Here is a 19,840-nt window from a genome sequence, read left to right as displayed (position 1 = left end):
GGCCCTCCGTCGTTCAACGTCCGTCCCCGTCCTTGTCTCCCGGCCACGGCAGCCAGGCGCGCACCCGGAACTCGCCGTCGGTCACGCCGTGCTCCAGCCGGCCACCGGCCAGCTCGGCCCGTTCGGTCAGCCCGATGAGCCCGGCGCCCGCCCCCGGCATGCGCGGCCCGTGCCGCGACCACACCGGGTTGCGCACCTCGGCCGAGACCCCCTCGGCCGGCTCCCCCGCCACCGCCACGGCCACCGGCGCGCCGCCCGCGTGCTTGCGCGCGTTGGTGAGGGCCTCCTGCACGATGCGGTAGACGTTGCGGCCCACCCCGGCCGGGACGCCGTCGGCGGCGTCCAGGTCGAGGCGCACGTCCATGCCGGCCTGGCGGCACTCCTCGACCAGCGCGGGCAGGTCGGCGAGCGTCGGCTGCGGCCGGTCGGGCACCGGGTCGGCGGCCCCCGGCGGGGTGTGGCGGAGCACGCCGATCACCTCGCGCAGGTCCTGGAGCGCCAGGTGGGCGTTGCTCCTGATCGCCCCGGCGGCCCTGGCGACGTCCTCGGCGGGCGCGTCGGGACGGAACTCCAGCGCCCCGGCGTGCAGGCTGAGCATCGAGATGCGGTGGGCCAGCACGTCGTGCATCTCGCGGGCGATGCGCTCGCGTTCGAGCCGCTTGGCGTCCTCGGCGGCGGTCTCGGCCCGCTGCCTGAGCGACCAGACGAGCTGCCGCCTGGCCCGGATGACGATGCCCCAGGCGTAGATGGTCAGCACGATCGTGACCCCGAACGCCGCCCCCCACAGCGGCGTCAGGTCCTCCTGGGGCCGCAGCAGCACGTACGGGGCCAGGGTGACCAGCGCCAGCAGCGTGACCGGCCCCGACACCTTGAACGGCCGGTGCACCGCCACGGTGAACAGCGCCACCAGCGAGGCCCCGCCGACCAGCTCCAGATAGGACGACAGCAGGATCGTCACCAGCGCGAACCCCACCGGCCAGCGCCGCCGCAGCCACACCCCCGCGCACGCCAGCGCCCCCACGATCTGCTCGACGGCCAGCAGCGGCTCGGGCTCGTTCCGGATCTCCTCCAGGCTGACGAACGTCACGCCGCAGGCCAGCAGGAACAGCGCGATGTCGGAGACCCAGTCGAGGGTCGAGCGCCGCATCCGGCCCCCGCGCCCGTCGCCGAGCAGCGTGGACGGCAACGCCCACCGGTATTCCAGGGCCGGATCGCCCTCCCCCCGCAGTTCCCTCACATTCGTCGAGGTTATGCCCTGCGCGGGAGCCGGCGACAGCGACCAAAGTCGATGTCGCCGCAGACCGATGGCCGAGGCGGGCGGGCCGCCGCGGCGGCGAGTGTGGAGGGCATGAAAGCGGTGCTGGAGGCGTTCGGCTGGCTGCTGGTCCTGCAGGGGATCGGCGGCCTGATCAACACCCTGTTCGGCTGGTGGCGGTGGGCGCACGGCCTGCTCGTGGTCAACGTGCTGCCCTTCCTCGACGGTTACGAGGTCTTCGCGGCCGTCGTGATCGGGGTGCTCGGGTTCGCGCTGCTCGCGGTGGCCGGCGCGGTCGGCAGGACGGCCGGCCGGGCGGAGGAGGGGCGATGAGCGGGACCGCGCTGCGACCGCCGCGGCACCGTCCCGACCGCCGGGCGGTGGCGTGGTGGACGGTGCAGTGGCTCGTCCTCACGGTCCCCGTGGCGGCGGCGGCCGTGGGCGCGTACCTGGTGTTCACGCCGCGTACGCCGGGGCTCGGGGTGGCGGCGGGGGCGTTCGCGGCGGCGTGCCTGCTGGTGGCGCTGGCCGAGCCGCGGGCGGCCTACCGGGTGCAGCGGTGGGAGGTCACCGAGGAGGCGGTCTACGTGCGCCAGGGGTGGCTGACGCACACGTGGAAGGTGGCGCCGATGTCGCGGATCCAGCGGGTCGACACCGAGCGGGGGCCGGTGCAGCGGCTGTTCGGGCTGGCCGACGTCACGGTGACCACCGCCTCCTCCGCCGGAGCCGTCAGGATCACGGCGCTGGACCACCGGCTCGCCGCCGACCTGGCCGAACGGCTCACCGCGCGCACCCAGGCGACGCCCGGGGACGCGACGTGACCGGCTGGCAGCCGCTGTCGGGCCGGGGCCTGTGGAACGCGGCCGCCAGGTCGCTGGCGTTCGTGGCCGGCGCCGTGGCCGCGCTGGCGCGGTTCCTGGTGGGCCAGGACTGGGAACCGGGCGGCGTCGTCGCGGCGTGCGCGGGGGCCGCCGTGCTGATCGTGGCGGGGGCGGTGGCCTACGAGGCGGCCCGGCTGCGGACGACCGCCTGGCGGCTCACCTCCGACCGGCTCGAACTGCGCTCGGGCGTGACCGTCCGGCAGCACCGCTCGGTCCCGCTGGACCGGGTGCGCAGCGTGGACCTGCGCGCCGATCCGGTGCGCCGGGCGTTCGGCCTGACCGTGGTCAGGGTCGGCACGGGCGAACGCGCGGCCGAGGGCTCGGAGCTGGTGCTGGACGCCCTCGACCGGCACTCGGCCGAGATGCTGCGCCGCACGCTGCTGCGCCAGGAAGCGCCCGCGCCCGAGGACGGCCCCCTCGCCGAGCTGCGCTGGTCGTGGATCCGGTACGCGCCCCTGTCGATCTGGACGTTCACCGGGGCGGCGGTGGTCCTGGGCGCGGCCTACAAGGGGCTCGGCGCCGTCGGGCTCAAGGACTTCACCGACTGGGCGGCGATCGGCCTGTGGGGCTGGGTGAGCGCGCAGCCGTGGCTCGCGGTCCCGCTGGTCCTGGCGCTCAACGCGGCCGTCGGCGCGCTCGGCGCGTTCCTGCTGTACGCCGAGTCCTGGGGCCGCTACCGCCTGGAACGCGAACCCGGCCGGCTCCGGCTGCGCCGCGGGCTGCTGACCACGCGTTCGCTGACCCTGGAGGAACGGCGGCTGCGCGGCGTCGAGATCAGCGAACCGCTGCTGCTGCGGCTGGGCGGCGGCGCCCGGGTCAAGGCCGTCGCGACCGGCCTGGCCAGGACGGAGGACGAGACCGAGGACGTGGCCGCCCTCACCCCGCCGCTCCCCCGCGCCGAGGCCGCCCGCGTCGCCGCCGCGATCGCGAACACGACGGCCGACGCCGGAGCCGGGGCGGGCGCCGGCGCGAGGGGCGGCGTGGGGATCGGCGTGGGGATCGGCGTGGGGATCGGCGCGGCGGGCACGTCGTTGACCGCGCATCCGGCGGCGGCCGGGCGGCGGCGGGTCGTGCGGGCGCTGGCGGCCACGCTCGTGCTGGCGGCGGGCGCGGGGCTCGCCTGGTGGCTGCTGCCCGCGTCGTGGCCGCGCGCGTGGGTGTGGGCGGCGCCCGTCCTGGCGCTCCCGGCGGGGTTGTGGCTGGCCGCCGAGAGCCGGCGCGGTCTCGGTCACGCGCTGGGCCCGCGGCACCTGGTCATGCGGCGCGGCGCGCTGGTCCGCCGTACGGTGGCGCTGGACCGGGCCGGCATCACCGGCTGGACGTTCCGGCAGTCGTTCTTCCAGCGGCGCTCGGGCCTGCTGACCGTCTCGGCCTGCACGGCCGCGGGCGGTGGCCACTACGAGGTGCTGGACGTGGGCCGCGGCGACGGGCTCGACCTGGCGGCGCGGGCGGTGCCGGGACTGCTGGAGCCGTTCCTGACCGGCGGCCCGCACGGCGGGCGGCAGGCCGCGTGATCCACCACGGCTGCCCATGCCCCTGTAGCGGACAAGCGTGATCGCGCGGCCCGGCGGCTTGCTTGTCAATAACGCTATTTGTCGCGCTTGCAACCGAGTTGCAGCCCTGTTGACCGTTGACGTAGATCGCCTGCCGGGAGGATGATCCCCGCGTGGTGCCAGGACCGGCGTTGTCGTGCCGCGCGCTGAGTTGCCGCGCCGGCGGACGTACGATCATCGAAGACCTCACCCTCGAGCTGGCTCCGGGTGAGCGGGTGGCGCTGATGGGCCCGTCGGGCTCGGGCAAGACCACCCTGCTCACCACGCTGGCCGGGCTGCTGCCCCCAGCCGGGGGCCGGGTGATGGTCAGGGGCGTGCCCCTCGACGAGCAGCCCGCCCTGCGCGCCGAGCTGGCGCTGGTCTTCCAGTCCTACGGCCTGCTCAGCCTGCTGACGGCCGCCGAGAACGTCGAGGTCGCCCTGCGGGCCGCGGGCCGCGCGCCGAAGGAGGCCGTCGGCCTGGCCGCGGCGGCGCTGGCGCGGGTGGGCGTGGCCAAGTTCGCCGACCATCTGGTCGAGGAGCTGTCCGGCGGCCAGCAGCAGCGGGTGGCGGTGGCCAGGGCGCTGGCGCTGCGGCCGCGGGTGCTGCTGGCCGACGAGCCGACGGCCGAGCAGGACGCCACGCATCGCGCGCTCGTCCTGGACGAGCTGCTCGCGGTGACCGGCGACGGCACCACCCTCGTCCTGGCCACGCACGACCCCGAGGTGGCCGAGCGCTGCGACCGCGTGATCCGGCTGCGCTCGGCCGTGCGCCACCACTCCGGGAGCCGTCCATGAGCGTGGTCCGGTGCGACGGGATCGTGCAGATCTACAAGGCCCAGGACGTCGAGGTCGTCGCCCTGCGCGACGTGGACCTGATGATCGACGAGGGCGAGACCGTGGCCCTGCTCGGCCCCAGCGGCGCGGGCAAGTCGACCCTGCTCTGGCTGCTGGCCGGCCTGCTGCGCCCGAGCGCCGGCCGCCTCTGGCTGGACGGCACCGACCTGGGCCGGCTCGGCCAGCGCCGCCTCGACCGATTACGCGCCGCCCGCATCGGCGTCATGCTGCAGAACCCCGCGCGCAACCTCATCGGCTACCTCAGCGCCGCCCAGAACGTCGCCTTCGCCCAGCGGGCGGTCCGCCGCGACCGCCGCCGGGCCAGGGACCTGCTGGCCCGCGTCGGCCTGGGCGAGGCCGGCGACCGGCCCGCCGGGCGCATGTCGGGCGGCGAGCAGCAGCGGCTGGCCCTGGCCGTGGCGCTGGCCAACAAGCCCCGGCTGCTGCTCGCCGACGAGCCCACCAGCCAGCTCGACGACGGGACGGGCCGGGCCGTGGTCGAGCTGATCAAGCGGGCCGCCGCCCTCGACGGCACCACGGCCGTCGTGGTCACGCACGACACCACGGTGAGCGAGGCGCTGAGCCGCACGGTGACGATCAGGGACGGCCGGGTCGGCGCGGAGGGCAGGCGCGGGGAGGACTTCGTGGTCGTCGGCAGGGAGGGCGCGGTGCAGGTGCCGCCCGAGTACCACCACCTGCTGCCGCCGGGCTCGATGGCCAGGATCGAGCCCCTGGAGGACGGCATCGCGCTCAGGAGGGCCGAGTCGTGATCCTGCGCGGCCTGTGGGCACGCCGTGCGTTGTCGCTGATCGTGCTGCTCATCGCGGTCGTGCCGATCGCCTCGGCGGCCGTCGGGCCGATCTACTCGGCCGCCGCCCGCACCACCATCGTCCGCGACGCCCTGCGCGCCGCGCCGGTCGAGGGCCGCGGCTGGCGCTACACCACCCACGACGGCGTCATCGAGGCCAGGCTCACCGGCATGGTGGGGAACGCCGGCCTCACCGGCGCGCCGATCTACGGCATGGAGACCACCAGCGGCGGGCTGAACGACCGCCGCTCGTACTCGCTGATGTGGCAGGACGGCCAGTGCGCCCACCTGAAGGTGGTCAAGGGCCGCTGCCCGGCCGCCTCCGGCGAGGTGATGGCCAGCGAGGTGTCCGGTTTCCGGATCGGCCGCCAGGTGCGGCTGGCCTCGCTGGTCCGCGGCGGCTTCGGCGAGGCCAGGCGTACGCCGATGCCGCTGACCGTGGTCGGCGTCTACCGTCCCGGCTCGCCCGACGACCCCTACTGGTTCGGCCGGCCGCTGTTCTCCGCGCCCGGCCCGGCCGCCGCCGAGGACCGGGTGGACCCGCTGTTCACCGTCCCGCAGACCAGGCAGGACAGCTACGCGGTCGCCGGCTCGGGCGACTACGTCAACCCCGCCGACGGCGCGGGCGGCTGGACCGACTACGGCATCGTCTACCTCGACGTCGACCGGCTGACCGGCGCCGACCTCGGCACGCTGGCCGCCGCGCAGGCCGCCGCCGAGGCCGCCGGCCGGGGCTCCAAGGACATCGTCTTCTCCCGCGTCGGCGACACGCTCAAGGGCATGACCGCCAACACCGGCTCGCTCGGGGTGCCGACGCTGCTGGTCATCGCCCAGCTCGTCGGGCTCGGCTGGATGTTGTTGTTCCAGACCGTGGGCGACCTGGTCAGGGCGCGCGGCCCGGAGATCGCGCTGGCCCGGCTGCGCGGTCACGGCCGGGCCCGGGTGTGGCGCTTCGCGCTGACCGAGCCGCTGCTGCTGCTGGCCCTGGCCGTCCCGCTCGGGCTGCTGCTCGGACGGGCCGCGGCGGGCGCGGTGATCGCCGCGCTGCTGTCGAAGGGCGTGCCCGTCGAGTTCCCCCCGGAGGCCGTGCTGGCGGGCGTGGCGGCCATGCTGGGCGGCGTGCTGGCCGCGGCGTCGGCGGCCTGGCGCACCGCGACACGGCCGGTCACCGAGGAGTGGCGGCGCACCCCGCGCAGATCGGCGCGTGGCTGGCTGCTGGACTCCGTGGTGCTGGCGATCACCGCGATCGGCCTGGTCGAGCTGCTGGCCACGAACGTGATCACCGACGCCTCGCAGCAGAGCTCGGCCGCGATGGCCGTCCCCGGGCTGATCGCGCTCGGCGTGGCGCTGCTGGCCAGCCGGGCGCTGCCGGTACTGGCCAGGCGGCTGTTCGGGCTGACCAGGCGGCACGGCGGACTCGGGCCGTTCCTCGCGCTGCGCCAGGTGGCCAGGGGGCCGGTGGCCGCGGGCAGCGTGATCGTGCTGGGGGCGGCGTTCGGGCTGGCCACGTTCGCGGTGTCGGCCTGGAGCGCGACGCAGGGCGACTACCGGCAGACGGCGACGTTCCACAACGGCGCGCCCACCGCCCTGACCGTCAGGCCGGTCGAGCCCACCAGGCTGCGGGCGGCGGTCGAGGCGGCCGATCCCGGCGGCCGGCGGGCCGTCCCGGTGATCAGGGTGCCGGGCACCCCGCAGCTCGTGGCCGCCGACGCGGCGCGGCTGGCCGCGGTCGCCAACTGGCAGCCCGGCCTGGCGGGCGGCACCTCGATGGCCCGGGCCGCCGCCGCGCTGGCGGGCCCGGACACCGCGCGCATGTGGCTGAAGGGCGAGCGGCTGCGGGTGACCGTCCGGCACGACCGGCCGCCCAAGGGCTGGGACGTGCGCCTGTTCGCCACCCTGCGTGTGCGCGACGAGCTGCGGCCCTCCTCGCTGCCGCTCGGGACGCTCGCCGGGCGCGGCGGCGCCCACGAGTGGAACCTGCCGCCCGCCTGCCGGGACGGCGGCTGCGAGCTGCGCGCCTTCCGCGGCGAGGCGATCCCGCCCGAGCAGTACGTCGAGGCCGCCTACGTGCGCACCTCGGTCACCGAGGTCTCCGTGCGCGAGGGCGGCCGCTGGCGGACCCTGAAGCAGCCGCCCTGGCGCGTGGACGAGGCCCCCGACAAGCAGGACGGCGTCTTCGCGATCACGATGACGGGCAACCAGACGCTGCGCCCGGCCACGTACGCGCCCGTGCTGCCGGCGATCTCCGTCGGCGACGTCGGCCGCCGGGTCGTGCCCGGCCTGGACGGCGCGTTCGCCTCGGGCGTGCGCACCGCCGTCGCCGCGGCCGCCGCGCCCGGCCTGACCGACACCGGCGTGCTCGTCGACCTCGAACAGGCCGACAGGATGTCCTACGGCGTGCACGCCAAGGCCGAGTACCAGATCTGGACCCGCGAGTCCGACACCGCTTCGCTGGAGGCGGCCCTGCGCGCGCAGGGGCTGAGCGTGATCTCCCGCCGCAGCGCCGCGGAGCTGGCCACCTCGTTCGCCGGTCAGGGGCCGGGCCTGGCCCTGCTGTTGCTGCTGGTGGCCGCCCTGTCGGCGGCGGTGCTGGCGCTCGGCAGGACCGTGCTGGCCCTGCACACGGCCGCCAAGCGGCGCGGGTACGAGCTGGCCGCGCTGGAGGCGTCGGGCGCGCGGGTGGCGGCGCTGCGGGTCGCGCTGCTGCTGGAGCAGGTGATCACGGTGGCCGCCGGCACGCTGGCCGGGCTCGCCGCCGGGCTGACGGCGGCCAAGGTGGCGCTGGGCCGCATCCCGCAGTTCACCGTGCCGCCGGGCACGCCGCCGCTGCCGCACGAGGTCGGTGCGGTGCCCGTCGCCCTTGTCGTCGGCGCGGCCCTGCTGGTCAGCCTGCTGGTCGCGGGCGTGGTGTCGGAGCTGCTCCTGCGCGGCATCCGCGTCGAACGGCTGCGCGAGGCCCCCGCGTGACGTGCGGGTGAGGACCGCCTGACGCCCCCCGCCTGACGCCCGCGCCCTGACCTCCGCCGCGCGGGCTCAGCTGCCGGCGGGCTGCTTGGCCAGCTCGGCCAGGTACGCCCGTGCCAGGGCGAGCGCGCCGTCCTGTGCCTCCTTCCGCGGCATGAGCCGGACCTTGGGCGAGTTCGCCGGCTCGCTCTTCGGCCGCTCGGCGCCGGAGTAGTCGACCCTGACCACCAGCGCGCCGGTACGCGCGATCACCGTGCCGCTGGAGGCCGACACCTCGCCCTGCCTGGTCTGCACGAACTGGCCGTAGGCCTGGTCGCCGAGCCCCTTGATGTCACTCAGGTCGCCCCAGGTGATGCCGCCGATGGACGATCCGGCGGTGTTCTTGTCTCCGCCGTACTCACCGGCGTAGTACGCCTTGGCCGCACCCGGGTCGATCGCGCCCGCCCGGTTGGTGAAGCGGTGGGTGGTGATCAGCATGCTGCGGATCCTGACGTTCCCGGCGGTGCCCGGCAGGTCGAGGTTGAGCCAGCGGCACTCGGTCTCGTCGTCGTTGCCCGACTCGGTGGCGCGCGCCCTCGTGGCCGGCTTCGGCACCAGGCGGGTGACGGCCTCCGTGACGGCCTGGCAGGCGGGCGGGAAGGCGGCCAGCTCCGTGGGCGAGGGCGTCGGGCGGGCGGTCGGGCTCTGGGTGGCCGCGGCCTGGTCGGGCTTGGCCGGCACGCCGGGATGTTGCGCCTGCCAGGCGGCCACGCCCTTGGCGAAGTACGCGATCAGGCCGCCGACCTCGCGGATCGCGTTCTCCTCGGTGATGGACCTGGTGCTCTCGTTGGACAGGATCCGCGCGTCCTTCCGCTGCTGCCCGGCCTGGAACTTGACCCGGATCGTCATGTCCCCGACCTGGGCGTGGGCCTGGCCGAAGGAGTACCACAGCAGCTTGCCGTCGCGCCGCCAGGTGTACTGGGCGAACGCGCCCTCACCGACGCCGGGGACGTCCTTGACCGGGGAGACGTACTCCTTCTCGTCGGGGTCTAGCGAGGGCTTGGCGGTGGCGCCGTACTTGGCGCCGCGGTAGTCCGTCTCGTAGGAGTTCTGGGCCATCGAGCGGCCGGTCTTGGCGCCCTCGCCCTTGTGCTGCTCGATCCTGACGTCGATCTCCCTGCTGCGCCAGAACTCGCCGAACGAGATGCGCTGGTTCTGCCAGTTGCAGGTGAAGGCGACCGTGTAGTCGGAGTCCCTGGAGGACTTGGTCACCGTCGCGCCGGGCGCCAGCCGTTCGGCCTCGTCCACGGGCAGCATCGAGCAGGCGTCCGGGCCGGGCGCGGCGGCGACCGGCACCACGGACCGCGCCGCCGACGACGACGGCCCGGCGGCCGTCCCGGCGCCGCCCTTGCCGGACAGCAGCAGGTAGGCCCCCACGCCGCCGCCGGCCACGACCACCACGAGCGCCGCGGCGAGGGTGGGCGGCAACCACGCCGGGCGGCGTCCTGGCCGACCGGCGGGCGGCCCCGGCGGCCCGCCCATCGGCCCGGTCGGCCCGGTGGGCGGCGACCCCGGCGGCGCCCACCGCGGCTCCACCGGCGGCCCCCACTGCTGGCCGGGCTGCGGACCGGACTGGGGACCGGACTGGGGACCCGACTGCGGGCGAGGCGGCGGGCCCGGTTGTGGCGCGGGGGGCGAACCGGGCGGCGGCGTCGGCGGCCTTCCCTGCGGCTCGAACCGCCGGCCCGGCACCGGATGAGGGGTGGTCGGCGGCTCGTACTCGCTACCGGGATTCACTGCGACTCCTGAGGTTGCCCTGACTTGCGGTGAGACATGGCGAAACGCCCCTTGCGGCACGCCTGACGGTCATCCCGGCAGCGCCCCGGAGACCAGCCGGGCGATCCGCAGGGCCGTCTCCTTGTCGACCGGCGTCTTCACCGACACCTCGTCACGGTGCCAGACCACCTCGCCGAGCAGGTTGCTGGAACGGAAGAGCACGGTGCTGTCGGACCGGCCGACCGTGCTGGAGGACATCAACAGCTGGAACCGGTTCTGCACGAACGCCGCCTCCCCCACCCCCGCGACGTCGACGACCTCGCCGGCGGCCGCCCGCGCCCGGGTGCCCTGCGCCGCGTTCCTGGTGCCCTTCTCGCTGGTGAACCGGCGCGCGGCCACCTGCGGCCCGCCGAGGTCACCGTCGGGCTTCTCGATCCAGGTGCGTACGGTGATCCGCCGGCCCCGCCGCTCCTCCAGCCCCGCGACCCACTGGCACTCGCCGTCCCGCGTGGCGCTGCGCCGGACGACGCCCTGCGCCAGCTCGGCGGCCTGGGCGTCGGTCAGCAGGCGGCAGGGGTCGGGGGCGGCGGCGTACCGGCCGGTCTCCGGCTGACCGGCCAGGGCGTCCACGGCGTACCAGCCGGCGCCGAGCACCGCGACGCCGGACGCGACGGCCACCGGCAGCAACCACCGCCTGCGACGCCCGGGGACCGGGCCAGAGCGCACCGGCGCGCCGCTGAGCACCTGCCGGACCTGGGCCGCCGTGGGACGGGCGGCGGGCTCCTTGGCCAGCATCGCCATGAGCAGCCCGCCGAACTCGCGGCCCGCCCGCGCGGGGAAGGGCGGGTCGTGCAGCAGCACCGCCGCCGCGACCGCCGCGGGAAGCTGCCGCTCGAACGGCGCCCGCCCCTCCACGGCGGTGTACAGGCTCGCGCCCAGCGACCACAGGTCGGACTCCGGGCCCGGCGCCTGCTCGTTGAGCCGCTCGGGCGCCATGTAGCCGGGCGAGCCGCCGCTGCCGGCGCCCTCGCCCTGACCGCCCAGGGGGACGGCGATGCCGAAGTCGGTCAGCATCGCCGAGCCGTCGGCGTCGAGCAGGATGTTGGCCGGCTTGACGTCGTGGTGGAGGATGCCGTGGGAGTGCGCGACCTCAAGCGCCGACAGCACCTGCAGCCCGATGCGGGCCGCGTACGGGGGCGGCAGCGGGCCGTTCTCACTGATCACCTTGTCCAGGGACCGGCCGGTGACCAGGTCCATGATGATCCACGGCTGGTCGCCGTCGAGCACCACGTCGTGCACGAGCACGATGGCCGGGTCGCGCAGGCGTCCGGCCGACCTGGCCTCGTGGATGGCGCGGCCGGCGAACTCGGCCCGCTGGTGGGGGCTCAGCCCCGGCGGCACCCGCACCTGCTTGACGGCGACCTCGCGGTCGAGCGTCTCGTCCAGCGCCCGCCACACGGTGCCCGCGCCGCCCTGCCCGAGCTGCTCGACCAGCCGGTAACGGCCGGCCAGCAGGTAGTGGTCACTTCGCACGGCGCAACGCCTGCTCGCTCGCCCGTGCCGCCTTGATCGCCGCCTGCCGGACGTCCTCGTCGGTCGGCTTGTCGGCCAGGGTGGCGTACTGGACGGCCACCACCAGGTTGGCGATCCGGTAGTAGACGTGAGCCGAGTGGACGCGGCCGGTCCTGCCCTTCAGCTCGAACGCGAACGCCTCCTCGCCGAGGCCCGCCAGGTCATGGACGGTGGTGCGCGTGGAGCGCATGTTGGTCTTGACGCCGATCTCGGGCCAGGTCCAGTCGATCTGGTCGTACTTGGCCCAGTAGCGCTTCTGGTTCTGGAACAGGGTGCGGGCGGTGGCTGCGGTCATCGACCAGGGATCGACGGTGTCGGAGTCCTTCTGCACCTGCAGCCCGACGCCGGTGCCGGCGGCCGGCCAGCCGCACTCCGGGCCCACCTCGTTGCTGTCCGGCTGGGCCTTGGGCGGGCTCTGGGTGCGCAGCAGGCCGCCGACGTCCTGCGGGGTGAGCAGGGTGCACACGTCCATCGGCACGGTGAACGCGGCCGGCGGCCCGTCGTCGTCGCGCAGCACGACGAAGCCGGTGGCCCCGGCGGCGACCACGAGCACGGCCGCGACCGCGCCCCACAGCAGCAGCGGCCGCCCGCGCCGCCCCACCCGGCGGGGCGCGGTCGCCTGCTCGCCGGCCCCCAGGACCGGCGGCCGGCCGCCCGCGGCCACCTGCCTGAGCGCGTGCACGACGTTGCGCGGATCGGGACGGGCGCCCGGATCGCGTGCCATCATGGCCGCCAGCAGCGGCCCGAGCGGCCCAGGCGCGAGCGGCACCGGCTGCGTCACGGTCGCCCTTACCCGCTCGGCGACCGAGCCCGGGTAGGCGTTCCCGCCAGTCACGGCGACGAACAGGGTCGCGCCGAGCGACCACAGGTCGCTGGACGGGCCGCCGGGCTCGCCCTCCAGCCGCTCGGGCGCGATGAACCCGGGCGAGCCGATCATGCGCCCCTGCTCGGTGAGCGTGGACTGGCCCTCCTGCCGGGCGATGCCGAAGTCGGTCAGCACCACCCTGCCGCTGTCGGTGATGAACACGTTGCCCGGCTTCACGTCGCGGTGCTGCAGCCCCTGCGTGTGGGCGGCCTGCAACGCCTCCAGCACGTCGGCGCCGACACGGGCGGCGTACTCCGGGGGCATGGGGCCGAACTCGCGCACGGTGTCGGCCAGCGTACGGCCCCGCAGCAGCTCCATGACCAGCCACGGCCGCTCGTGCTCGACGATGACGTCGTGCAGCGCCACGATGCCGGGATGGCGCAGCCGGGCGGTGGCCTGCGCCTCGCGCACGGCCCTGGTGACCGCGTCGGCGCGGTCCTTGGGCGGCATGCCCTCGGGCAGGGTGAGCTCCTTGACCGCGACCTCGCGGTCGAGCATCTCGTCCTTGGCCAGCCACACCTTCCCCATGCCGCCTGCGCCGAGTGGGCGCAGCAGGGCGTAGCGGCCGGCAAGTCTTCCCGCGGACATAAAGGGAAGGGTAACTAAGGATCAAGAAGGATGGTTATTCGAGCACGTTTCCCGTTCACCCCCCCTTGTCCTCCCGGCCTCTTTCCCCGCGCTTCGGCGTGGTCCGCCGGAGTAACTGTCGGTCCCCCTCTCTATGGTCTTGGAACGTGGACGCGGTACAAGGCACCCTCGACGAGCTCGGCACCCCGCTGAGCGACGTCACGTTCGTCGTGTTCGACCTCGAGACCACCGGCGGCTCGCCGGCCGAAGACTCGATCACCGAGATCGGCGCGGTCAAGGTGCGGGCGGGTGAGGTGCTGGGCGAGTTCTCCACGCTGGTCGACCCCGGGAGGCCGATCCCGCCGTTCATCTCGGTGCTGACCGGCATCACCGACGCCATGGTGGTGGCCGCCCCGCGCATCGAGGCGGTGCTGCCGAGCTTCCTCGAGTTCATCAAGGGCTCCACGCTGGTGGCCCACAACGCGGGCTTCGACACCCGCTTCGTCAAGGCCGCCTGCGCCGCCCACGGCTACCCCCCGCCCGCCAATCCGGTCGTCGACACCGTCGACCTGGCCCGGCGGGTGCTGACCCGCGACGAGACGCCCAACGCCAAGCTGTCCACCCTGGCCCGGTTCTTCCGCAGCCCCACCGAGCCGTGCCACCGCGCCCTGCAGGACGCCAGGGCCACCGTCGACGTGCTCCACGGGCTGATCGAGCGAGCCGGCTCCTTCCAGGTCCACACGCTGGAAGAGCTGAAGTCGTTCGTCCGCGCCCCCACGCCGGAGCAGCAGCGCAAGCGCCACCTGGCCGAGTCCGTCCCGCACGCCCCCGGCGTCTACTTCTTCGAGGACGACCGCGGCGAGGTGCTCTACATCGGCAAGAGCACCAACCTGCGCAACCGCGTGCGCTCCTACTTCACGGCCGGCGAGACCCGGCCGCGCATCCGCGAGATGATCGGCATCGCCGAGCGCGTGCGCCACGTCGTCTGCGCCACCGGGCTGGAGGCCGAGGTCAGGGAGCTGCGGCTGATCGGCGGCGCCAAGCCGCGCTACAACCGCCGCTCGCGCTTCCCGGAGAAGATGGTCTGGCTCAAGCTCACCGCCGGCCCCTTCCCCCGCCTGTCGATCGTGCGCGAGCTGAAGGACGACGACGCCACCTACCTCGGCCCGTTCAGCAGCTCCCGCCTGGCCGACGAGGCCCGCATCGCCCTGCACGAGGCCGTGCCGCTGCGCCAGTGCACCCAGCCGATCAGCCTGCGCACCCGCCGGGCCGCCTGCGTCCTGCACGAGATGGGCCGCTGCGGCGCGCCCTGCGCGGGCAAGGAGAGCCCGGAGGAGTACGCGGCGCACGTCGAGAGCGCCCGCCGGGCCATGACCTCCGACGCCTCGCTCGTCTACACCGCCGTGTCGGCCCGCATGGAGCGCCTGTCGGTCGAGCAGCGCTACGAGGAGGCGTCCGTCGACCGTGACCGGCTGGCCGCGTTCGTCCGGGCGGCGGCCCGCATGCAGCGCCTGAGCGCCATCACCCGCATCCCCGAGCTCGTGGCCGCCAGCCCTGCCTTCGACGGCGGCTGGGACATCCACGTCGTCCGCTACGGCCGGCTGGCCGCGGCGGGCGTGATGCCGAAGGGCGCCCATCCCACGCCGTTCGTCGCCTCGCTCAAGGCGATGGCGGAGGCCGTCATCCCGGGCCCCGGCCCGGTGCACGCGGCCAGCGCCGAGGAGACCGAGTGCATCCTGCGCTGGCTGGAGTCGCCGGGCGTGCGGCTGGTCGAGGTCGACGGCGTGTGGTCGATGCCCGCCCGGGGCGCCGCCCGCCACAAGGCCCGCATCGACCTGGCCTACCGCGGGCTTGATCAGCGGCGCGACCGAGAGGGACGGCCTTTGCGATGACCGGATACAGTTAATGCATGGTCACGGCAATCGTCCACATCAAGGCCGAGGTAGACCGGATCCCGGAGGTCGCCCAGACGATCGCCGAGATCGACGGGGTCAGCGAGGTCTACTCCATCACCGGCGAATGGGATCTGCTCGCCATGGTCAGGGTCGCCCGCTACGAGGAGGTGGCCGAGGTCATCCCCGGGCGGGTCAACAAGGTCGACGGCGTCGAGCACACCGAGACCCACATCGCCTTCCGCACCTACTCCAGGCACGACCTCGACGCCGCCTTCTCGATCGGCTTCCCCGAGTCCGACTGACCCGCTCCCCGGCGATCCCCGAGATCCCCGCGGTCCCCGCGTAGATTTCCCCGTAAGTCCCCGCATCCGCTTCTGCGCCTGCGTCCGTTTCCGCGTCCGTCTTCCGCGTCCGTCTTCCGGCGTCCGTTTTTGTGTGTCCGTCTTCTGGGCCCGAGCCGTCCCACGGCCGGGCCCGACGCGTTCCCGGGGCCGAGCCGTCCTCGGCAGGCGAGCCGTCGGCAGGCGGCCCGGAACGCGGATCGGCCCGGACGGGGAAACCCCGTCCGGGCCGATCTCGATCAGACGAAACCCTAGTGGGTGAGGCTCCGGTCGTCGCCGGAACCGATCGCGGCGTGCTCGCCGTGCTCCCCGTGCTCGCCGTGGTGCCCGTCGTCGAGCGGGATCTTCTCCCCGCCGTACGCCTTGGACATCCGGCCGCGGAGCTTGCCGAGCGGGCCGCGCATGCCCTTGGGCGGGATGCCGGAGGCGTCCTCGTCCACGGGCAGGGCCGGCACCGCCTCCTTGCCCCGCATGTGGGCCTCGAGGTCGTCGGACGCCGGCGTGTGCACCTCGATGAACTCACCGTGCGGCAGCCGCTTGATGACACCCGACTCCACACCGTGCCCGATGACCGCGGCGTCGCTGCGCTGCAGGCCGAGGCACATGCGGTAGGTGATCAGGTAGGCCAGCGCCGGCCCGACGAAGACCAGCACCCGGCCGATGTACGTCGTCCAGTTGAGGCTGACGTGGAAGTTGGCCGAGATCTCGTCGTTGGCGCCGAGCAGCCACAGCACACCGTAGAACGTCATCGCCGAGATGCCGATCGCGGTGCGGTGGGGGTTGTTGCGCGGACGGTCGGCGACGTGGTGCTCGCGGTTGTCCCCGGTGACCCACCGTTCGATGAACGGGTAGAGCGCGAGACCGGTCATGATGATGCCCATCGGCACCAGCGCCGGGATGATCACGCTCATCGGCAACGTGCCCGCGTGGGCCGTGCCGAACAGGTTCCACTCCCACGGCGGCATGAGCCGCAGCGAGCCTTCGAGGAAGCCCATGTACCAGTCGGGCTGCGAACCGGCGGAGATGTCCGCCGGCGTGTACGGCCCGAACAGCCAGATCGGGTTGATCTGGGCGAACGTCGCCAGCCCCGACACCACGGCGAGCGTGAACAGGAAATACGCGCCCGCCTTGGCCATGAAGGCCGGGTAGAACGGCGCGCCCACCACGTTCTTGTTGTTGCGCCCCTTGCCCGGCATCTGCGTGTGCTTCTGCACCCACATGAGCACCATGTGGGCCGAGACCAGCGCCAGCAGGATGCCCGGGATGAGCAGGATGTGCAGGGAGTAGAACCGGGAGATGACGTCCTCGCCCGGATACTCCCCGCCGAACAGGAAGAACGTGATGTACGTGCCCACCAGCGGCAGCGAGATCGCCACACCCTCGGTGATCCGCAGACCGGCGCCGGAGAGCAGGTCGTCGGGGAGGGAGTAGCCGGTCAGGCCCTCGGCGAGCGCCAGGGTCAGCAGCAGCACGCCGATGATCCAGTTGAGCTCGCGCGGCTTGCGGTAGGCGCCGGTGAAGAACACCCGCAGCATGTGCACCGTCATGCCGGCCACGAAGAGCAGGGCCGCCCAGTGGTGCATCTGCCTCATCAGCAGACCACCCCGGACGTCGAAGCTGATCTCCAGCGACGACGCGTAGGCCTCCGACATCATGACGCCCTTGAGCGGCGCGTACGAGCCGTCGTAGGCGATCTCGCCCATGCTCGGCTTGAACCACAGCGTCAGGAACGTACCCGTGAGCAGCAGGATGATGAACGAGTAGAGCGCGATCTCACCCAGCAGGAACGACCAGTGGTCAGGGAAGATCTTGCGCAGGTTGCGCTTGAGGAAGTTCGCCCCGCCCAGACGGTCGTCGAGGAAGGTCGACGGCCCGGCGATGGCCTTCGGTACGGCGTTCAGGTCGCTCATGCCTGGCCTCCCTTCTCACGGGCCTCGGCCTCGGCGTCGCCGCGCTCCCAGTAGCTGGGACCGACGGGCACGTTGAAGTCACCCTGGGCGATCAGATAGCCCTCGCCGTCGACGGTGATGGGCAGCTGCGGCAGCGGCCGGGCGGCCGGGCCGAAGATGACCTTCGCACCGTCGGCCGCGTCGAAGGTCGACTGGTGGCACGGGCACAGGATGTGGTGGGTGGTCTGCTCGTAGAGCGCCGCCGGGCAGCCGACGTGCGTGCAGATCTTGGAGTAGGCGACGATGCCGTCGTGCGTCCAGTTCTGCTTGACGCCGCTCTTGAGCTCCTCCGGACGGAACTTGATCAGGATCAGCGTGGCCTTGGCGAGCGCGTTGAGGTCGTGCTCGTACCCCTCGGGCACCACCGACAGGATGCCGCCGGGCGAGTTGAAGTCGGCCGCGCGGATCGGCTGGCCGGTGCCCTCGACGACCAGGCGCAGCGGCTTGCCCTCCTTGGTCTTCTCACCCCAGACCGTGTGGCGCAGCAGCTTGTTGAACTTCGCGGCGGGCATCTTGGAGTTGTCGAGGTCACGCAGCAGCACCAGCGGCACCAGGCCGAGCGGCGCGGCGGCCAGCAGCAGCGTGCGGCGCATCAGCTTGCGCTTGACGAAGCCGCTCTCGTTGGCGCCCTGCAGGAACGTCTCGGAGACGACCTCGCGGTCGTCCTCGTCGGAGGCCATCGTGTGGCGCTCCTGGACCAGCGCGTACTTCGGCATGATCTGGCGGACCCAGACCACGATGCCGACCGCGAGGCCGAGGACGGCCAGGGTCAGCGTGCCGCCGAGGGCGAGGTTGGAGACCCCCGTTGCCTCAGGGCTGCCGACCTGGAACACCACGTAGGAGATGAGGAAGGCGATGCCGGCCAGGAAGGTGATCGCGAAGCAGAGCGCCACGATCTTCTCGGCCTTGCCGGCCTTCGTCTCGTCCTGCAGCGTCACGCCCGGGACGTCGCGGTCGGCGACGTCTTCCTTCTCCGCGGCGCCCAGCATCGACGTGCCCGGCGCGGGAGTGCCGATGACGCGCTTGGGCACGCGTTCGTCCGGCTGCTCGATCTCGTGCTCGTTGTCTGTCATGACTTCTGTCGCTTCTTCGCGGTGATCCAGATGGCGGCGAGGGCTAGGGCGGCGATGCCTACCACGAACGCTACGAGACCTTCGGTGACCGGGCCGATGCGCCCGAGGCCGAACCCTCCGGGGTCCTTCTGCTCGCGGACCTGGGTGATGTACGCGATCATGCTGCGCTTCTCCTCAGGCGTGATCGTCGAGTCGTTGAAGACCGGCATCGCCTGCGGGCCGGTGACCATCGCCTCGTAGATCTGCGTCGGTGAGGACTCGTTGAGGTTGGGCGCGTACTTGCCCTGCGTCAGGGCACCGCCGGCGCCCGCCCAGTTGTGGCACTGGATGCAGTTGGCCCGGAACAGCTCGCCGCCCTTGCCGGCGTCGCCGAGCTTCGGGTCGACCTGCTCCTTGCCCGGGACCTGCGGGCCGCCGCCGAGCGACTGCACGTAGGCGGCGACCTGACGGGTCGACTCCTCGTTGACCCAGTGGGCCAGGGGCTTGCGCGGCGCCTGCGGGCCGGGGTTGCCGGCGGGCATGCGGCCGGTGCTCATCTGGAAGTCGACCGCCGCGGCGCCGACACCGACGAGCGTGGGGGCGGTGTTGGTGCCCTCCGCGTTCATGCCGTGGCAGCTCGAGCAGTGGGCCACGAACAGGCTCTTGCCCTCGGCCACGTCGTCGACCTTGCCTGCCGCCAGCGCCGCGTCGGCAGGCTTGCCCGCCTGGACAAAGGCGGCGTATACCATCCCGACCAGCGCCAACGCCAAAATCAGGACGGCGTATCTCGCGAGGGGATGCCGCCGCCAAGCGGTGATCCTAGTCACAGAGATCCCGTTCCTTAACGAATGATGTAGATGGTCGCGAAAAGACCGATCCAGACGACGTCTACGAAGTGCCAGTAGTAGGACACGACGATCGCGCTGGTGGCCTGCTCATGCGTAAAGCGCTTCGCGGCGTACGTGCGTCCCAGCATGAACAGGAACGCGATCAGGCCACCGGTCACGTGCAGGCCGTGGAAGCCCGTCGTCAGGTAGAACACCGAGGTGTAAGCGTTGGCGGACAGGGTCGCGCCCTCTGACGCCAGCTCGCCGTACTCGTACAGCTGACCGGCGACGAAGACCGCGCCCATCAGGAAGCTGACGATGTACCAGAAGCGGAGCTTGCCGACCTGCCCCTTCTCCGCGGCCCACACGCCCAGCTGGCACGTCACACTCGACAGGACCAGGATGATCGTGTTGACCGTCGCGAACGGGATGTTCAGGTGAGCGCCTTCTGCCTCTACGCCTGCAGGAAGGAAGGCAGGGCCCCACTCGATGCCCTTCCCCTCGCTCACCGACCGGATGGTGAAGTACATCGCGAACAGCGCCGCGAAGAACATGAGCTCAGAGGACAGCCAGACGATCGTCCCGACACTGACCAGGTTCGGCCGCCGGTACGACTGTGCTGTCGTCGTCGAAGTTATTGCGGATGCTGTCGCCACGGGCAGCATTATTGCGGCTCCGGTGTTCGGTCCGGCCAACGACCCCCCGTTAGGAGGAACAAACCGGCCATCAACCTGGGATAAT

Annotated in this window: 16 protein-coding genes; 8 read left to right on the top strand and 8 right to left on the bottom strand. The window is 73.3% G+C overall.

What is annotated here, in order from left to right; genetic code table 11:
• Positions 1–13 precede the first annotated feature (13 nt).
• Positions 14–1,237, bottom strand: coding sequence for a histidine kinase (locus tag ABZ459_RS08860; protein WP_357967736.1), 1,224 nt, complete (start codon positions 1,235–1,237; stop codon positions 14–16).
• 111 nt (positions 1,238–1,348) lie between these two features.
• Here ABZ459_RS08860 and ABZ459_RS08855 point away from each other — a divergent pair, with 111 nt between their 5' ends.
• The 6 genes from ABZ459_RS08855 to ABZ459_RS08830 all read left to right on the top strand — a co-directional run bounded on the left by ABZ459_RS08855 (position 1,349) and on the right by ABZ459_RS08830 (position 8,279).
• Positions 1,349–1,588, top strand: coding sequence for a hypothetical protein (locus ABZ459_RS08855; protein WP_357967733.1), 240 nt, complete (start codon positions 1,349–1,351; stop codon positions 1,586–1,588).
• Entirely contained in the window at positions 1,585–2,076 is a 492-nt protein-coding gene (locus ABZ459_RS08850; protein WP_357967731.1) for a PH domain-containing protein, read from the top strand. The genes ABZ459_RS08855 and ABZ459_RS08850 overlap by 4 nt, the downstream gene beginning before the upstream one ends.
• Complete coding sequence (locus ABZ459_RS08845; RefSeq protein ID WP_357967728.1) at positions 2,073–3,650, top strand: PH domain-containing protein; 1,578 nt, start codon at positions 2,073–2,075, stop codon at positions 3,648–3,650. Before ABZ459_RS08850 ends, ABZ459_RS08845 begins: the two co-directional genes overlap by 4 nt.
• A 152-nt stretch (positions 3,651–3,802) precedes the next feature.
• Positions 3,803–4,465: an ATP-binding cassette domain-containing protein gene (locus ABZ459_RS08840; RefSeq protein ID WP_357967725.1), complete on the top strand. Its 663-nt coding sequence runs from the start codon at positions 3,803–3,805 to the stop codon at positions 4,463–4,465.
• Positions 4,462–5,274, top strand: a complete 813-nt coding sequence (locus ABZ459_RS08835; RefSeq protein ID WP_357967723.1) for an ATP-binding cassette domain-containing protein — start codon at positions 4,462–4,464, stop codon at positions 5,272–5,274. Before ABZ459_RS08840 ends, ABZ459_RS08835 begins: the two co-directional genes overlap by 4 nt.
• Positions 5,271–8,279 carry an FtsX-like permease family protein gene (locus ABZ459_RS08830; RefSeq protein ID WP_357967720.1) on the top strand — a complete coding sequence of 1,003 codons (3,009 nt, stop codon included), beginning with the start codon at positions 5,271–5,273 and terminating at the stop codon, positions 8,277–8,279. Before ABZ459_RS08835 ends, ABZ459_RS08830 begins: the two co-directional genes overlap by 4 nt.
• 66 nt (positions 8,280–8,345) lie before the next feature.
• Here the strand turns inward: ABZ459_RS08830 and ABZ459_RS08825 are convergent, their stop codons facing one another.
• The 3 genes from ABZ459_RS08825 to ABZ459_RS08815 all read right to left on the bottom strand — a co-directional run bounded on the left by ABZ459_RS08825 (position 8,346) and on the right by ABZ459_RS08815 (position 13,056).
• Complete coding sequence (locus ABZ459_RS08825) at positions 8,346–9,851, bottom strand: hypothetical protein (protein WP_357967717.1); 1,506 nt, start codon at positions 9,849–9,851, stop codon at positions 8,346–8,348.
• Between the two features lie 270 nt (positions 9,852–10,121).
• The gene (locus ABZ459_RS08820; RefSeq protein ID WP_357967714.1) at positions 10,122–11,564 is read right to left on the bottom strand and encodes a serine/threonine-protein kinase; all 1,443 of its coding nucleotides are present in this window, start codon (positions 11,562–11,564) and stop codon (positions 10,122–10,124) included.
• Positions 11,554–13,056, bottom strand: coding sequence for a serine/threonine-protein kinase (locus ABZ459_RS08815; RefSeq protein ID WP_357967711.1), 1,503 nt, complete (start codon positions 13,054–13,056; stop codon positions 11,554–11,556). Before ABZ459_RS08815 ends, ABZ459_RS08820 begins: the two co-directional genes overlap by 11 nt.
• Before the next feature lie 146 nt (positions 13,057–13,202).
• Here ABZ459_RS08815 and ABZ459_RS08810 point away from each other — a divergent pair, with 146 nt between their 5' ends.
• Positions 13,203–14,927, top strand: coding sequence for a DEDD exonuclease domain-containing protein (locus ABZ459_RS08810; RefSeq protein WP_357967709.1), 1,725 nt, complete (start codon positions 13,203–13,205; stop codon positions 14,925–14,927).
• A gap of 17 nt (positions 14,928–14,944) precedes the next feature.
• The gene (locus ABZ459_RS08805) at positions 14,945–15,232 is read left to right on the top strand and encodes an Lrp/AsnC ligand binding domain-containing protein (RefSeq protein ID WP_125630767.1); all 288 of its coding nucleotides are present in this window, start codon (positions 14,945–14,947) and stop codon (positions 15,230–15,232) included.
• A 290-nt stretch (positions 15,233–15,522) separates the two neighbouring features.
• Here ABZ459_RS08805 and ABZ459_RS08800 read toward each other — a convergent pair whose 3' ends face one another.
• Genes ABZ459_RS08800 through ABZ459_RS08785 form a run of 4 tightly spaced genes read right to left on the bottom strand, consistent with a single transcriptional unit; the run spans position 15,523 to position 19,764 of the window.
• Positions 15,523–17,181, bottom strand: coding sequence for a ubiquinol-cytochrome c reductase cytochrome b subunit (locus ABZ459_RS08800; RefSeq protein WP_357967707.1), 1,659 nt, complete (start codon positions 17,179–17,181; stop codon positions 15,523–15,525).
• Entirely contained in the window at positions 17,178–18,293 is a 1,116-nt protein-coding gene (locus tag ABZ459_RS08795) for a Rieske 2Fe-2S domain-containing protein (RefSeq protein ID WP_357967705.1), read from the bottom strand. Before ABZ459_RS08795 ends, ABZ459_RS08800 begins: the two co-directional genes overlap by 4 nt.
• The gene (locus ABZ459_RS08790; RefSeq protein ID WP_357967702.1) at positions 18,290–19,099 is read right to left on the bottom strand and encodes a c-type cytochrome; all 810 of its coding nucleotides are present in this window, start codon (positions 19,097–19,099) and stop codon (positions 18,290–18,292) included. Before ABZ459_RS08790 ends, ABZ459_RS08795 begins: the two co-directional genes overlap by 4 nt.
• A 14-nt stretch (positions 19,100–19,113) precedes the next feature.
• The gene (locus ABZ459_RS08785) at positions 19,114–19,764 is read right to left on the bottom strand and encodes a heme-copper oxidase subunit III (protein WP_357967700.1); all 651 of its coding nucleotides are present in this window, start codon (positions 19,762–19,764) and stop codon (positions 19,114–19,116) included.
• Positions 19,765–19,840: the final 76 nt, after the last annotated feature.

Origin of the sequence: Nonomuraea sp. NPDC005692 (assembly GCF_040631115.1) — a bacterium.
Classification (GTDB): Bacteria; Actinomycetota; Actinomycetes; order Streptosporangiales; family Streptosporangiaceae; genus Nonomuraea.
Note: the sequence above shows the minus strand (reverse complement) of the source record. Positions and strands in the feature narration are given on the sequence as shown.

What these genes read in the sequence shown, in the direction of transcription:
- ABZ459_RS08850 (WP_357967731.1), top strand. Translation starts at nt 1,585, where the DNA reads ATGAGCGGGACCGCGCTGCGACCGCCGCGGCACCGTCCCGACCGCCGG.
- ABZ459_RS08785 (WP_357967700.1), bottom strand. Translation starts at nt 19,764, where the DNA reads ATGCTGCCCGTGGCGACAGCATCCGCAATAACTTCGACGACGACAGCA.
- ABZ459_RS08800 (WP_357967707.1), bottom strand. Translation starts at nt 17,181, where the DNA reads ATGAGCGACCTGAACGCCGTACCGAAGGCCATCGCCGGGCCGTCGACC.
- ABZ459_RS08835 (WP_357967723.1), top strand. Translation starts at nt 4,462, where the DNA reads ATGAGCGTGGTCCGGTGCGACGGGATCGTGCAGATCTACAAGGCCCAG.
- ABZ459_RS08795 (WP_357967705.1), bottom strand. Translation starts at nt 18,293, where the DNA reads ATGACAGACAACGAGCACGAGATCGAGCAGCCGGACGAACGCGTGCCC.
- ABZ459_RS08855 (WP_357967733.1), top strand. Translation starts at nt 1,349, where the DNA reads ATGAAAGCGGTGCTGGAGGCGTTCGGCTGGCTGCTGGTCCTGCAGGGG.
- ABZ459_RS08805 (WP_125630767.1), top strand. Translation starts at nt 14,945, where the DNA reads ATGGTCACGGCAATCGTCCACATCAAGGCCGAGGTAGACCGGATCCCG.
- ABZ459_RS08815 (WP_357967711.1), bottom strand. Translation starts at nt 13,056, where the DNA reads ATGTCCGCGGGAAGACTTGCCGGCCGCTACGCCCTGCTGCGCCCACTC.